Raw genomic sequence first — 15810 nt, 5'->3', positions numbered from 1 at the left:
TTTTCAGCGGGCGACATGGAGTATCCGTATCGAAGTGTGACTAGTCAATGACATTTTCCGTATCACAAGGCCAACTGTCGCGCATGCGCCAGAGCGCGAATGAAAATGGCCGGGCGCTTGCGCGGCCCGGCCATGGTAAAAATTATTGTTTTTCGGCTATCGTTTTGACAGCCGCAGTATCGTGACGCTGGCTTAACGCATCTTACCTCGGCGCAACAAATTGACGATGCCCAACAGGATGACGGCCCCCAGGAACGACACCAGCAGGGAGGCGAGACTGAAATTGTCACTATTGATGGTGCTGGTGCCGAACAGCGGCGACAGCAGCCAGCCCCCCAGGAACGCACCGACGATGCCGACCACGATATTGAGGAAAATGCCTTGTTGTGCGTTGGTTTTCATGACCATGCTGGCCAGCCAGCCGATGATGCCGCCAATAACAATCCAGATAATGAAATTCATGTGATTCTCCGCGCGGTGGATGAATGAAATGCCAGTGCGTGGGGCATGCACCGGGATGGCAATTTGATATTGATGCCGCACGATTGAAAAGTCCAGTGGATTAACTTGCAACGTGTGTTTGCCTATGGCGACAAACAACAATTTAAATTTACCTTGCGGCACGTTTAACACGGATGAATATGGTTGCTTATTCTGCTTCCACTGCACGATGCACTACTTGTATTTTTGGAAAAAATTGCACATTATTAATGCAAAGCACTGTCGTTAGTTGCTTGGCAGTAAATCATTGAGATGGGCGCATCAAAAGGGGATTATGATGCCGCCAAGGGGCAAGCAAGCAGTGAAAAATACCCGTATTTCTTTCATTTTTGGCAATAATTGGGCCAAAATAAGCTTGCCTATCAATTTTTGATTGTTGCATATACGGTAAAACCTCACAAGCTCAAAATAATTTCAGGTAACATTCCACAATTGTTAAAAATCCCTTTCGGGATCCTGCACTTCGGGCGGGCAATTGTGCCCCCCTTTTGAGTCATCAAACCATGAAAAACATTTTCCTGAGCCTTCCTCGTAACCAGAAGCGGCTCATCGCTGCGACTGCGGATGTGCTTTGTCTTCCGGTCATCTTCTATTTTTCGGCACTGCTCCAGACCCAAGGACATAGCCTGCAGCTGCCTGTGCAGTACTTGTGGATTGCCCTTGCAGCAGGCCTGATCTCCATGCCGGTGTTCGTGCATTTTGGGCTGTACCGCGCGGTGATTCGTTATATCGATCAGAAGATCATCTTTACTGCATTGCGCGCCGTTACCATCTCGACACTGATTCTGGCCGTGCTGGGCCTGGCCCTGCCTGGTACCCTGTTTTCAGTCAAGACATTCATTATTTATTGGCTGGCCGCCATCCTTTATGTTTTATCAAGCCGCTTTCTGGCGCGTGGCTTCCTGAGCCAGAATAGTCACCTCAACAAAACACGCGTCGCGATTTATGGCGCAGGGCAAGCGGGAAGCTTGCTGGCGAATGCGATCAATCCAGGCAATGAATACCTGCCGATTGCTTTTATCGATGATGATCCCCAGCGTGTCAATACGATCGTACGTGGCATCAAAGTCTATCCTTCGAGCGAGCTTGAACGCCTGGTCAAAAAGTACAACATCACCACCGTCTTGCTGGCGATGCCGCAACTGAGCCGCAGGGAGCAGCGCGTGATTCTTGACCAGCTTGCCATGCTGACAGTGCGCATCAAGGTCACTCCGCCGATCAGCAACCTGGTCAAGGGAAATGCGCGCGTAGAAGACGTGCGCCAGATCGAAATCGAGGATTTGCTGAGCCGGGACGTGGTGGCGCCGAATACCGAATTGCTGTCGATTTGCATTACCGGCAAGTCGGTGATGGTCAGCGGCGCGGGCGGTTCGATCGGTTCCGAACTGTGCCGCCAGATCATCGCGCTCGAACCCAGCAAACTGATTTTGCTGGATATTTCCGAGTTCGCGCTCTACACCATCGAACAGGAGCTGCGCGAGATCCGTACCACAGGTGAACTGAGCGTGGAGCTGGTTGCTTTCGTCGGTTCGGCCCTGGAAACGGAAAAATGCACGCGCATCATGAGCTCGTTCGCGGTCGACACGGTGTATCACGCCGCTGCCTACAAGCATGTGCCGCTGGTGGAGCACAATCCGATCGAAGGTATCCGTAATAATGCCTATGGCACCCTCAGCATGGCCAAGGCGGCGGTCGCGGCAAAGGTGGCATGCTTTGTGTTGATCTCCACCGACAAGGCGGTGCGCCCGACCAATGTGATGGGTGCGACCAAGCGCCTGGCCGAACTGGTGCTCCAGGCGTTTGCGCGCAAGGAAACCGGCACCTGCTTCTCCATGGTGCGTTTCGGCAACGTGCTCGGTTCGTCGGGTTCGGTGGTGCCGCTTTTCCGCAAGCAGATCGCTGGCGGGGGCCCGATTACCCTGACCCATCCCGACATTACCCGCTACTTCATGACCATTCCGGAAGCGGCGCAGCTGGTGATCCAGGCTGGCGCCATGGGCAAGGGCGGCGACGTCTTCGTGCTCGACATGGGTGAGCCGGTGCGTATCGCGGATCTCGCCGTGCGCATGGTGCACTTGAGTGGCCAGGAAGTCAAAACACCGGACACGCCGGCTGGCACGATCGAGCTCAATTATGTTGGCTTGCGCCCCGGCGAGAAGTTATATGAGGAATTGCTCATCGGCAGCAATGTCAGCGGAACCGATCACCCGCTGATCATGCGCGCCCAGGAAGCCGAATTCGAGTGGCCGGTGCTCCAGCAAATGCTGCAGCAACTGGAGGACGCTTGCGCCCGATTCGATCACAACGCGATCCGCTTGCATCTGCAAAAAATTGTGCAGGAATATGCGCCGTCATCGGATATTTCCGACAATATATGGCAGCAAACTGCGCAGCATGCTGTTGCCAGTCGCGCCTTGCCGGACATATCTAGCGTGGCTCAGCGCGCTGACCTCGGCCATGTGATCGTGCCCTCTATGCATTGATCGTAGTTAATACTCCGACTGGATTGATTGGTGCCTTGTATCTGGCAGCATCAATCCGGCCGCCCGCCTTGTTGGGGCGCAATTCGAATGCGTGCGGTGCGTCCCGGTCTCCTCAATGTGCGGCACATGATACGGGATGCTGGCAAAATCTATTGTCCAAGGTGATTTTTCGACCTTGTGATATATTCTGCAGCCTTATGAAAAGTCGTCATGCGCAGTGATGGGATCAAGTGTGAAGTCGTTGAAGAATGTCGAATCAGCCAGCTATTACCTTGTGGATATTACTGTAATTGCAACGCATAAATTTGCAACGTTTATGGCACTAAAGTATTGACTATTTTAAAATATATTTTCCAGCCTCCATGATTTAAGCTAAAATGGCATGCGCATTTATCGCCATCAAGCTCCTCCTCCTAAACTGAATTCATCAATGACCAAAATCACCCGTTGCCTCGTAGCAGTTGTTCTAACCGTTGCTTCCATCGCTGCTTCCGCCCAGGATGGTGTTAGCAAAGAAGAAATGTTTGGTCAAGCGCTCACTCCTGCAAGTGCGAGTTCAGGTGCAGGTGCAGGTGCAGGTGCCAGCACAGGTGCCGGTGCCGGTGCCGGTGCTGCTGCTTCGGAGATGCCACGGCGAGTCAGCATCGCGAACGCTAACGTCGCTGATAACAGCGCTGAGGGAAATGCATCTGGAACGTCTCCGCGTTCTGCTGCAGGCACGAGGCAGGCAGCATCGCGCAGCGTTCGCGGACCGGAAGTCGGTAGCAGTGAGTTTCAAAAATTTATTGCCGACAGCACTGGCAAGATCCTGCCAGTATTTGGTGCGCAGTTCTTCGCCAACGCCGCTGCCACGTTTACCCCGATCTCGGGTGCGCCGGTGCCTGCCGACTATCCACTGGGTGTGGGCGATGAGCTGATGATACGCGGTACGGGCAGCATCGATATCGACTATCGCGCAACGATCGACCGCAATGGACAGATATCGATTCCGACAGTCGGTCCCGTCGCTTTGGCCGGCGTGAAGGCGAGCGATGCGGAGTCGGTTATCCGCAGGGCGGTTGCAACGCTGTACAAAGGTGTCACGATCAACGTCAGCTTTGGCAAGTTGCGTGCCATTACGGTGTATGTGGTAGGTCAGGCAAGCCGTCCAGGCACATACACGGTATCGAGCCTGTCGACCCTGGTGACCACGCTGTTTGCCAGCGGCGGGCCAAACGCCAATGGCAGCATGCGCCACCTGCAAGTCAAGCGTGCTGGCAAGGTCGTGGCAGATCTGGATCTGTATGCATTTATCGCGAAGGGCGACAAGTCCGCCGACATCAAGCTGCAGGATGGTGATTCGATCTACATCCCGGCGGCCACTGGCCATGTGGCACTGGTCGGCAAGGTCAATACTCCTGCCATTTATGAACTGCGCACGGCCAACGATACGATCGAATCGATGCTGGATGTCGCTGGCGGCATGCCGGTCGTGGCAGATCCGCGCCGCGCCTACCTCGAGCGTATCGATGCCAGCAAGAGTCAGCCGCGTAGCGTAGAGCAGTTTGCATTGTCTGGCGAGGGGCTGAAGCGCACGCTGAAAAACGGCGACGTACTCAACATTACCTCAATTACGCCCGATTTTTCGAACGCGGTCATCTTGCGCGGCAATGTGGATCAATCCATTCGCGCACCGTTTCTGCCGGGAATGCGCGTCAGCGACCTGATTCCTAATCGCGAATATCTGATTACCCGTAGTTCGATCAAGCGCCAGAACGGCGCCGTCAGTACTGGCGAAAATGACAGTGTGACCAACGAAGCAGCCGGCAATATCGCATCACGTATCGGTGGTTTGATTGATGAGATCAACTGGGACTATGCGGTTGTGGAGCGTATCAATCGCTCCGACCTGACGGTCAGCCTGATTCCATTTAACCTGGGCAAGGTATTTTCCAATCCATCCAGCCCGGACAATGTACAGCTGCAGCCGGGCGATACGGTCACGATTTTTTCCCAGCAGGACGTCGCCGTACCAATGGACAAGCGCCGCATATTTGTGCGGGTTGAAGGTGAAGTAAAAGTGCCGGGTGTGTACCAGATGACTGCCGGCGAAACGCTGCAATCTTTATTGGCGCGGGCTGGCGGCACGACGCCGGATGCCTATTTTTTTGGCACGGCTTTCTATCGCGAGCAGGTTCGCGTGGAGCAACAGAATAACTTGGAAAAAGCTGCTACCAAACTGGAAAACCAGTTGCGCATCGAGCAGTCGAAAAGTGTGGCAAATGCCCGCGCGCTCAGCACGAATGATGCGCAGGCAGCAGAAGCGCAACGTCAGACGGAACTGCAACTGGCTAAAGAAAATATTTCCCGTTTCAAGCAACTTAAGCCAACCGGCCGCATAGCGTTCGGACTCGACCCGGCGGAGCGATCATTTGCGCGCTTGCCTCAACTTAAGCTGGAAAATGGTGATCGTCTCGTGATCGCGGCAAAGCCCGAGTTTGTCCATATATTTGGCGCTGTCAATGCCGAGGCGTCGCCAATGTGGCGTTCGAATACCCGCTTGAAGGATTACTTGAACATGGCTGGACTGACAACCGACGCGGATGTGGAAAACGTCTTTATCATGCGCACCGATGGAAGCGTGGTGGCACGCGACACGAGTGCTTGGACATTTGGCGGTATTGGCGGCGTAATAGTCATGCCGGGCGATTCTATCGTTGTGCCGGAAAAGTTTGACAAGGAAACTTCTTGGTCCAAGTTCACACAGGGCACGCGTGAATGGGCTCAGATATTTGCGAATTTCGGGCTTGGAGCTGCGGCCGTAAAAACATTGCGCAACTAATGCGATTATGAAAATTCTCGCAATATAAACGATATAAATTCTGACCACATTAAGTGACTTACAAGCATGAACGACACGCGGACCATTGTTGCAGAATCACACGGCGATATCGTTGACAGCGAGACCGGTTTTATTGACTTATTAATTGTGCTCGCAAAGCATAAAAAGCTCATTATTGGTCTCCCATTAATAGTCGCAATCGCTGCGGCTGGGCTATCTTTTGCAATGCCTGATGTTTACAAGGCAAGTTCTAAATTTTTGCCGCCGCAACAGGCACAATCGGGCGCTGCCGCGCTACTGTCTCAACTGGGAGGGGCAGCAACTGGATTGGCGGGTATTAAAAATCCGAATGACCTCTATATTGGAATGCTGAGAAGCCGTACTATTGCGGACAAGCTCATCGGCCAATACGATTTGAAGAAAATTTACAACACCAAATCGATGGAGCAGGCGCGCAGAATACTTGAGTCGAACACGACGATAGCAGTCGGTAAGGATGGGCTGATTACAATTGATGTCGAGGACCAAGATAGGAAACGCGTCGCACTTTTAACTAATTCGTATGTCGATGAGTTATTTCAATTGACGCGAGTGCTGGCGGTTACCGAAGCATCACAACGCAGAATGTTTTTCGAGAAGCAGCTCGAGCTTTCAAAAAACAATCTTGCTAACGCCGAAATGACGCTTAAAGGAGCACTCGATACTCATGGCGTCATTAATGTAGATAGCGACAGCCGCGCCATTGTCGAAACGGTGGCTCGGTTGCGCGCGCAGATTTCCGCTAAGGAAATTCAGTTGAACTCCATGCAAGCGTTCGTTACGACAAATAATCAAGACTACAAGCGCGCCCAGCAGGAGTTAAACAGTTCGCGTGCCGAGTTATCGAAACTTGAGAATGGGCGTCCCTCCCTTGCAGGAGAGTCTGCGTCAGATGATAAGAAACAGATTGGACTCGCCAATATCAAGCTCCTGCGCGATGTGAAATATTATCAGATGCTCTATGAACTTCTCGCGAAACAATACGAAGTTGCGCGTCTCGACGAGGCGAAAGATACATCGATGATTCAAGTTCTCGATATTGCGATCGAGCCTGAGAAAAAATTCAAGCCAAAGCGTGCGCTCATGACTTTGATGGCTGCAGCGTTGGCGTTGTTTGCTGCGTTTGCTTGCGTATTTGTTGCGGAAATTTGCGAGAAAATGAAGCAGGATCCCAAAACTATCGTGCGTTGGAAAAAATTCAAAACGTATCTTCAATTTAAGTAAAGCTAATACGCGCAGGTCGAAACTTATTTATCGTGGGAAATATTGTTTTAATTGAGATATTTCCTAATTTAGATCACGTTCTCATGTTTTCGAGACGTGCAACGTTTTTTTATGAGATGTTCCATGATTCTAGTAACTGGCGGCGCGGGATTTATCGGCTCCAATTTTATTCTTGACTGGCTGGCGCAGTGTGATGAGCCAGTTATCAATCTCGATAAGTTAACTTACGCAGGAAATAAGAGCAATTTCGCTGCGTTGGCGGAGGATTCGCGGCACATTTTTGTCCACGGCGATATTTGCGACTTAGCCTTGGTCAATCAATTGCTGGCGACCTATAAGCCGCGCGCAATCGTTCATTTTGCAGCAGAGAGTCATGTGGACCGTTCAATTCATAGTCCAGGTGAATTTATCACCACCAACATCAACGGTACCTTCACGCTGCTCGACGCCGCGCGCACATACTGGTCCGCTCTGTCAGACGAGTCCAAAGCGGCGTTTCGTTTCCTGCATGTGTCGACCGACGAGGTGTACGGGTCGCTCAGTCCAGATGATGCGCCGTTTACCGAGACCACACCTTATTCACCCAATAGTCCATATTCCGCGTCCAAAGCGGCTGCCGATCATCTGGTGCGCGCGTATTACCACACTTACGGTCTTCCAACGTTGACCACCAATTGTTCAAATAACTACGGGCCATACCATTTTCCGGAAAAGCTAATTCCTTTGGCAATCGCCAATGCTCGCGCGGGCAAAACGATTCCGGTCTATGGCGATGGACAGCAAGTGCGTGACTGGCTGTATGTCGGCGACCACTGCGCGGCAATTCGCTGCGTGCTGCAAGGTGGGCGGCTTGGCGAGACATACAACATCGGCGGCTGGAATGAAAAGGCCAATTTAGAGGTTGTGCACACGCTTTGCGATATCCTTGACCAACTCGCGCCAAAGGAAAGCGGCAGTTATCGTGACCAGATCACTTTTGTTGCTGACCGGCCTGGTCACGATCGACGTTACGCGATTGACGCGCGCAAGTTGGCGCATGAACTAGGCTGGAAACCGGCGGAAACTTTTGAAACCGGCATCAGGAAGACGGTCGAATGGTATATGACACATCAGGATTGGGTGCGTAACGTTCAGTCTGGCGATTATTTCAAATGGCTGGATAAAAATTATGTTCAGCGCGCCGACCAGCAGGAGGTTGCATGAATCCGGTGGTGAATCGGCGCAAAGGCATCATTTTGGCAGGCGGGTCTGGCACGCGCTTATATCCTGTGACCACTGTCGTATCTAAGCAATTATTGCCGGTATATGACAAGCCAATGATTTACTATCCGCTTACCACATTAATGTTGGCTGGTATTCGTGACATCCTCATCATCTCGACGCCCCAGGATACAGGTCGTTTTGAGGAATTGCTGGGTGATGGAAGCAAATGGGGTTTGAACCTTAGCTATGCCGTTCAGCCAACGCCAGACGGATTGGCCCAAGCATTCATCATTGGACGCCAGTTTCTAGGCGGCGCACCATCGACACTGATTCTCGGCGATAATATTTTTTACGGTACGGATCTGGAAGCAAAGCTGCGTACAGCTGCTGAGCGGACGGACGGTGCGACGGTATTTGCGTATCACGTTCAAGATCCCAAGCCCTACGGAGTGGTTGAATTTGATGCCGATAGACGAGTATTGTCGATCGAAGAAAAGCCGAGCAAGCCAAAGTCTAATTATGCGGTTACTGGCCTTTATTTTTACGATGGCCAAGTTTGCGATATTGCTGCGGAAATCAAGCCGTCAGCACGTGGTGAACTGGAGATCACTGATGTTAACCGTGTTTTTTTGGAACGCGAGCAGTTGAACGTAGAGCTCATGGGGCGAGGTATGGCATGGCTTGATACCGGGACTCATGAATCTCTTCTGGAGGCATCGCAGTTCATTGCCACGATCGAGCATCGCCAAGGTTTGAAAATAGCTTGCCCAGAAGAGATTGCTTATCGTAAAGGATATATTGACGCAGCTGCTCTTGAAAAGCTTGCCCAGCCGCTGGCGAAGAATGGATATGGACAATACCTTTTGCGCCTTCTTAAGGAACGGACCGTTTAAGTTGTCAAGTGTTAGGGTAACTTGCTGCATCACCCTCAGTCTTGCTCCCGGTTTTTTATTTGAAAATCTAAGTCGGGAGCAGATTTGACGATTAAGCCCGATAATTGTAAATGCCTTTGCGAGAGGTGTTTTTTTATTTGAGTGGAATCCACTCAGGTAGAGTCTGTCGATTATCTTATCGTTGCCTTGTAAAGTTTTCAATACTGACAGTTCCTGAAATCGTCTCGGTGGCATTGATTGAGATCGTTCAGACATGTTTTGTCATTGCATTCGACAGTCGGTGATGGAATTTTTTATACAAGTACATTTGATTTTTTGAAAAATGCGGGTGTACTTGAAGGTTATGCCATTTTTCAGGATGGTTTGGGGGCGTCAGAATTTTTCAGTTATCTGATATTTTATTTCGCCGCGCAGATTATCAATGATGATTTATTTGTGTGAAAAAAATCCTCTTGTGCTTTCAATTTATTTTTGTATAAAAATATAAAAAGAGAATGATCTGGTAGGTTTTGACTGTGGCTCTGAACTTCTATTTTCTTGTTCTATGCTTCGGGGCACAGAGGCTGAAGCTGGAGATTTTTCCCTTTTTTAGCGATGGTCGCTTCCAATAAAGTGCGCTCCCGTTTCTTTGCAAGCATGGTGCTTTTTTCTATTTCCAGATTATTATTAATCTCGTTGTGGAATATATAAAAGGGTTTTTACCGGTAAAACGCTTATTCCTGTTATGGAAATTACAGTGGCCACAGCGGTATGCGTGGTCATTGTTTTAACCGTGCCTGTGCTCCAGTTTGAAGTTCTGTCATGTGTATTGAAATGCGGTGACGTAAATTTATAAGCATTTCTTTTCGGTTTCTTGATTGCCGTATATATTTAAAAATTTAATATTCAGTGCATTGCGTCAGAATGATAAAGGAATAGAAATTTAATATGAAAGTTGCATTGTCGTCGATAGACAAGGATCGATTTGGTGTTGTCACAGCGAAAGTGTCGATCGAGAAGGGTGAAAGTATTCATGGCTTGATCGACTGGTGTGCTATGCGCGCGGTGGAGTTACTGATCGCACGCTGTGATACCTCTGAAATTGAACTCGTTCACGCGATGGAAGAGGCCGGTTTTCAGCTAATGGATACGCTGGTCTACTTTTTACAAAAGGCAATTTCGGTGCACCCGGTGATATTGCCGGATGACTACAGTTGGCGTATCGCCAGTGAGCAGGATGCGGATCTGGTTGAGTGTTGCGCGCAAATGGCATTCAAAAATTATTCCGGCCATTACCATGCCGATCCAAAATTGAGTACAGTTGATTCGGATCTGGTTTATTCCTCTTGGGCGCGTGCTTCATGCCTGTCGCAGCCTGTTGCGGATGCGGTGCTGCTGATCTGCAAAGATGATCAAGTGGTCGCGTTTCTGACTTTGAAAAAGTTGAATAGCAAATCTGCGGAAATTGTCTTGAATGGTGTACACCCGGAATACCAAGCGCATGGACTGTACACCTCCCTGGTCCGACTGGCGAAAAATTGGTGTTCGGAGAATGAAATAAGTCAACTTCTTGTATCAACTCAAATAACAAATACTGCACCGCAAAAGGTGTGGTGTCGTCAAGGCTTCGAGCCGCGAAACAGCATTTACACATTTCATAAGTGGTTCTAGATAATGATTCCTTTCAATCGACCTTATTTAACAGGTAACGAGTTAGCAAATATCGCCAAAGTACTGGATAACCGCAAGCTGTCTGGCGATGGCGAATTTACCAAAAAATGCCAGTCCTGGTTTGAGCAGAAGTTTGACTTTCACAAGACCTTGTTGACAACGTCATGCACCGATGCACTCGAGATGTGCGCGATCTTGCTGAACATCCAACCAGGTGATGAAGTCATCATGCCGTCGTACACCTTTGTGTCGACCGCGAATGCGTTCGCCTTGCGCGGCGCGACCTTGGTGTTTGCCGATAGCCAAGCCGACCAGCCGAATATCGATGCGGCCGAAGTGGAGCGCTTGATTACACCCCTGACCAAGGCCATCGTAGTGGTGCATTACGCTGGTGTGGCGTGTGACATGGATCGTATTCTGGAGGTAGCTACGGCGCACGGCATTCCTGTGGTGGAAGACGCCGCGCAGGGGATCGATTCCTATCACCGTGGCCGGCCGTTGGGTTCGCTGGGCGCGTTGTCGGCGTTCTCCTTCCATGAGACCAAGAATGTGGTGTGTGGTGAAGGTGGACTATTGGTTGTGAATAACGCCGAATACGACCTGCGCGCCGAAATTATTCGCGAGAAAGGTACTAATCGTTCGTCATTCTTCCGGGGTGAAGTCGATAAATATGGCTGGGTAGATGTTGGATCATCATTTCTTCCGTCAGATATGCTTGCCGCGTTTTTGTTTGCGCAGCTCGAATCCGTTGAGATAATCCAGGCGGCACGGTGTCGCGTATGGTCACGCTATTACGAAAACTTGGCTGCACTTGGTCAGGCCGGCCTCATCTCCCTGCCGGTGATCCCGGAGTACGCAACGAACAATGCGCACATGTTTTATCTGGTTTGCCGCGACCTTGAGGAGCGAACAAAGCTTATCGATGCGCTCAAGGCGGGCGGCGTGATGGCAGTATTCCATTATTTATCACTGCACTCGAGTCCATATTTCGCTGCACAGCATGGCGACCGTATCCTGCCTAACAGTGATCGCTACACCGATTGCCTGGTTCGCTTGCCGTTGTTTCCTGATCTTACCAATGAGCAGGTAGACAAGATTACGGGAATTATTGCGTCATTTTATGCTGAAGTATGCACCTCCTAAAGGTTGGACTGCTATTCGCAGCATCGACGCTGAGTAAGCTTCTTGCCGGATTGATTGTAGTAAAAATTATTGCTGTCTATATTGGCGCCGACGGATTGGGTCGACTGGGTCAGTTCATGAGCCTGATGTCGATGATGACTATCCTTGCCGGCGGCGGGATATCGACCGGTCTTGTCAAGTTTGTCGCGCAGTACAGGGATGAACACAAGCAGTTAAGAGGTTACATCGGCGCGGCGAGTTTGGTGGGATTAGTAGCATCGGTGATATTAGGCGCGATTTTACTTGGCCTCGCCTCACCTCTGTCGAATTGGCTCTTTGGTACGGTCGATTATGCCGACGTGATCCGGGTATTGGCTGCGGCACAATTTGCGCTTGCCTGTACCAATTTGTTGATGGGGTTAGTTAACGGCCACAAACGGGTACACGCATTTGCCGTTGTCAATGGATTGGGCGTGGTCGTTGGCGCTAGCGGTGTCGCCGTTGGTTGTATCTTCTGGGGCATTCACGGTGCAATGTACGGATTAATCTGGATGCCGGTGGCAAATATTCTGTTTCTTGTACCTTGGTATTTTTTTGGACTGCGGTTCAAATTGCGTGATTTGATGCCGGTTTGGGATCGGGTGAAAACGGGGCAATTCCTGCAGTTTTCTCTGATGCTGTTGGTGTCGGTATTTACGATGCAAATGGCGCAAATTGTCATGCGACATATTATTGAGGTCAATAATAGTTGGGTTCAGGTTGGATATTGGCAGGCAGTCAGCAAGATTTCCGACGCGTATTTGCAATTCATTACTGTCGTGCTAGCAAGTTACTACCTGCCCCGTTTGGCTGAGTTGCGAAGCCGTAGTGAAATTGGGAAAGAGGTATGGTCGGTCTATAAAATTGCCATGCCAGTGCTGGCGGCGCTTTCGCTGACGATTTTCCTGGCGCGAGATTTCATTATTCTGCTGCTTTTTTCCCCGCAATTTCTACCGATGAAGGGTTTCTTTCCTTGGCAATTAATGGGTGATGCTTTCAAGATCGCGGCATATATCGGCGCATATGTTGCGGTGGCGAGGGCAAGTACCAAAATTTATATTGGTGCTGAAATCTTTCAGGCAAGCACCTTGGTTTTGTTGTGTTATTTCTTTGTCGGGAAATACGGTGCGGTCGGTGCCAGTTACGCTTATTGTGCCACCTATATTTTGTACTTCATTGTTGTTCAAGTAGCTTTACGGGTCTATCTGCGAAAGGGCGGCGACGTGTAAGGAGTACTGTGCCTTACTTTATACTTGATAATATTTTTGCTTGTACGTCATAATTAAAATGAAAAAATGATATTTATTGCAAATGCGCTCCCTGTTAATGGCGGCACCACCTTTCTCATCAGGGCATGTCGGGAAATGCACCGTCGTGGGCAAAAAGTCGCGGTACTTGTGATGTTCCCCATCGTAGACGAGAAACTGCGCGCGGAACTTGAACGTTATGCGCAAGTATTTGACTTGCGCGATTACCTTTGGGACCACGGGGTGTTTTTCCGGATGCAGTTGATGACATTTGCACCGGTGCGCTGGAGGGCTCTGCTTGATATGTTGAGGCAGTTCGGCACTACCGTGCATGTCATGGGCATATTCGGCCTTTTTTTTGCCAGCCGACTGGCGCGTCGGCTAGCAGGGGTGCGAGCTACGATCGGCGTGTACCACCAAAACGAATATTTATTCGACGCGCAAGATACTTATTTTGTACGCGCATTTAGACAATGTTTCAATGCTGTTCCGGCGAGTCAGTTCCTGTTCTTTAACCAGGCGAATGTGACCAACTACTCGCGTTTTTTCGGGACGGATTTTTCTGGCGGTACGATAGCGCCCATCGGTATCGAAATATCCGAAGACTTGCCGCAGGACCTGCCTGCACAAGTGCGCGGCAAGCTGGTTTCGGTCGGCAACCTGGTCAATTTCAAGACATACAATGGGCATATTATTCGCATTGTGGCGGCACTGGCGGATCGTCATCCCGAATTGCACTATGATATATATGGAAGCGGTTCCGAGGAAGAAGACCTGAAGGCGTTGGCGGAATCTCTCGGCATAAAGCATCGAATTCATTTCTTCGGTCCTATGGCGTACTCTGATTTTGGCAAAAATGTGGGACAGGCTAGGTTGTTTATTGGTAGCGGTACAGCTTTACTTGAGGCCGCCGCGTTGCGTATTCCGGCGATGGTTGGTATTGAATCGATCAAGCAGCCGGAAACATATGGCTTCCTTTCGGATATCGACGGGTATTCGTACAACGAATATCTTCCGGACGTGCCGCGCTTCAGTATGCAAAGTTTGGTCGAACGTGTCTTGTCGGATCAGGTCTTCGCTGAAGAAATCGCATCAGCATGCCGTGAAAAAGCAAAGGAATTCTCGATTGAATCGACCATTAATTCAATGACCACGCTTAGCGACTGCGCGCAGACTGAATTGCCAGGCCTGGGTACCATCGACTGCGTGCGCTTATGTTGCTCGTTTGTGGGTGTGGCGTTATTAGACGCTCTCCACTTGTCTTCTACATTTCGTAACCGTAGGGATCAATCCTACGGTCTCACGTGAGTCGATAATTTTGCGCTACATAAATTTACTGTTTTTGTTCCCTTTCGTGTCTCTTGGGCTGCTTAATCTTGACCTTCAACCCTATTGTTTTATTGCTGCGCTTATTTATTTTTTGAAATATAGTCGGGTCGTAGGTTATTTTAAGTATTTCCTGCTTCCCATTGTGGGGCTTTGGCTGACGATTGCGATCACGGAAGTCAATGATGTGTCGCTTATTTTCCGTGCTACCATATTTTATTGCACGCCACTTGTGGTGTCGCACGCTGTGTTTTTCTCCTTGAAATACGGCGCGGTGGGCGGAAAGGGGATTTCCCAGCCGCCATTCGATGTGCATCGGCAGTTCGTCCGTATCGTTTTTTTGGCGATCTGGATCAATTTTATTGTTGCCGTGGCGCAGATGATTATTTCGCGTGATCTGTTCGAACTGTTGGTGTCGGTGCGTACCAGCCCTGAACGCGGGGTAACCGGCCTGACGCCGGAGCCGTCGATGTACGGCTTGAATTTACTGGCTCTTGGAGTATTGGTTTTTTGCTTGAATATTGAGGCGAAAGTAAAAAAGCGTTATTTGCTGCTACTTATTTTTCAACTTCTGTTTTTCTCGCAGTCGACCTTGGCCATCGTGAGTTTTTTTGCCATGCTGCTGGTATATTATTTGCAGAATAGGGTGATGTTGCTGGTTAGTGTGATTTCGGTACTGACGCTGTTGGGCTACTCGCTGGGCAATTCTGATCTGCTACTTGGCTCGAACATACGCATTTTCGACGTGCTCAATCAGTTCTTCCAGGACCCGAGCAATATTTTATACGTTGATGGCAGTATTTCAGAGCGGTTCTATCACCTGGTGCTGCCATTGTACGGGTACGGCTTACCGCAGGGCTTGTCCTCGTTTTCGAAGATGATCGTGCAGGCGCAAGCTATGTTCCCAAGTTACTGGTGGGGCGATCCGACCGACAAGATCATGTCGGGTGTAGGGGGGGCTTTTTGGGAGTTAGGTTTTTTCGCTTTACCATTATTTTTGCTGCCGTTTCATCTTGCAATTGACGCACTGGGCAGGGCGCGCGGATTTTTTGTTGGAATTGCTTTGATGTTGGTCTTTATTCATTCAGTTACCTATGGTTTGCCGCTGTATGCAATGGTATGCGGCTATCTAGCCTATCTTATTGACGTGCGAAAATGCAATAATTATGGAACGTCGATGGAGTTAATATAGTCGGCGCGCTATTTACGAGTATCCGTCGATAGGCATCGGTGTGTTTTTTTTATTATTTAGTGAGGTTATG

Annotated in this window: 11 protein-coding genes; 10 read left to right on the top strand and 1 reads right to left on the bottom strand. The window is 49.9% G+C overall.

The genetic code is table 11. The features are described from left to right. Window positions 1–192: 192 nt before the first annotated feature. Window positions 193–462: a GlsB/YeaQ/YmgE family stress response membrane protein gene (locus tag ACP7B7_RS22485; protein ID WP_065307147.1), complete on the bottom strand. Its 270-nt coding sequence runs from the start codon at window positions 460–462 to the stop codon at window positions 193–195. Window positions 463–1004: 542 nt separating this feature from the next. On the opposite strand from ACP7B7_RS22485, the gene ACP7B7_RS22480 reads away from it, so the two are divergent. The 10 genes from ACP7B7_RS22480 (at window position 1005) to ACP7B7_RS22435 (ending at window position 15740) form a co-directional block, all read left to right on the top strand. After that, a complete protein-coding gene (locus tag ACP7B7_RS22480) occupies window positions 1005–2984 on the top strand; it encodes a polysaccharide biosynthesis protein (RefSeq protein ID WP_426078143.1) in 1980 nt (659 codons plus the stop codon). A 430-nt stretch (window positions 2985–3414) separates the two neighbouring features. Next, window positions 3415–5805, top strand: a complete 2391-nt coding sequence (locus ACP7B7_RS22475) for an SLBB domain-containing protein (RefSeq protein ID WP_426078142.1) — start codon at window positions 3415–3417, stop codon at window positions 5803–5805. Between the two features lie 66 nt (window positions 5806–5871). After that, window positions 5872–7068: a GumC family protein gene (locus tag ACP7B7_RS22470; RefSeq protein ID WP_426078141.1), complete on the top strand. Its 1197-nt coding sequence runs from the start codon at window positions 5872–5874 to the stop codon at window positions 7066–7068. Between the two features lie 123 nt (window positions 7069–7191). Further along, on the top strand, window positions 7192–8271 hold the full coding sequence (rfbB, locus tag ACP7B7_RS22465) for a dTDP-glucose 4,6-dehydratase (RefSeq protein ID WP_426078140.1): 1080 nt from the start codon (window positions 7192–7194) through the stop codon (window positions 8269–8271). After that, complete coding sequence (rfbA, locus tag ACP7B7_RS22460; protein WP_426078139.1) at window positions 8268–9164, top strand: glucose-1-phosphate thymidylyltransferase RfbA; 897 nt, start codon at window positions 8268–8270, stop codon at window positions 9162–9164. Before rfbB ends, rfbA begins: the two co-directional genes overlap by 4 nt. Before the next feature lie 927 nt (window positions 9165–10091). Continuing rightward, entirely contained in the window at window positions 10092–10814 is a 723-nt protein-coding gene (locus ACP7B7_RS22455) for a GNAT family N-acetyltransferase (RefSeq protein ID WP_426078138.1), read from the top strand. Between the two features lie 3 nt (window positions 10815–10817). Further along, the gene (gene rffA, locus ACP7B7_RS22450; RefSeq protein WP_426078137.1) at window positions 10818–11957 is read left to right on the top strand and encodes a dTDP-4-amino-4,6-dideoxygalactose transaminase; all 1140 of its coding nucleotides are present in this window, start codon (window positions 10818–10820) and stop codon (window positions 11955–11957) included. Next, a complete protein-coding gene (wzxE, locus tag ACP7B7_RS22445) occupies window positions 11945–13204 on the top strand; it encodes a lipid III flippase WzxE (protein WP_426078136.1) in 1260 nt (419 codons plus the stop codon). Before rffA ends, wzxE begins: the two co-directional genes overlap by 13 nt. 66 nt (window positions 13205–13270) lie before the next feature. Further along, window positions 13271–14530 (top strand): glycosyltransferase, encoded by a 1260-nt coding sequence (locus tag ACP7B7_RS22440; RefSeq protein ID WP_426078135.1) that lies wholly within the window; start codon window positions 13271–13273, stop codon window positions 14528–14530. Between the two features lie 46 nt (window positions 14531–14576). Beyond that, on the top strand, window positions 14577–15740 hold the full coding sequence (locus tag ACP7B7_RS22435; RefSeq protein WP_426078134.1) for a hypothetical protein: 1164 nt from the start codon (window positions 14577–14579) through the stop codon (window positions 15738–15740). Window positions 15741–15810: the final 70 nt, after the last annotated feature.

This window comes from Janthinobacterium sp. PSPC3-1, assembly GCF_049896105.1.
Classification (GTDB): Bacteria; Pseudomonadota; Gammaproteobacteria; order Burkholderiales; family Burkholderiaceae_D; genus Janthinobacterium.
The sequence above is the reverse complement of the archived record's forward strand: the minus strand, read 5'-3'. Positions and strand labels throughout refer to the sequence as shown.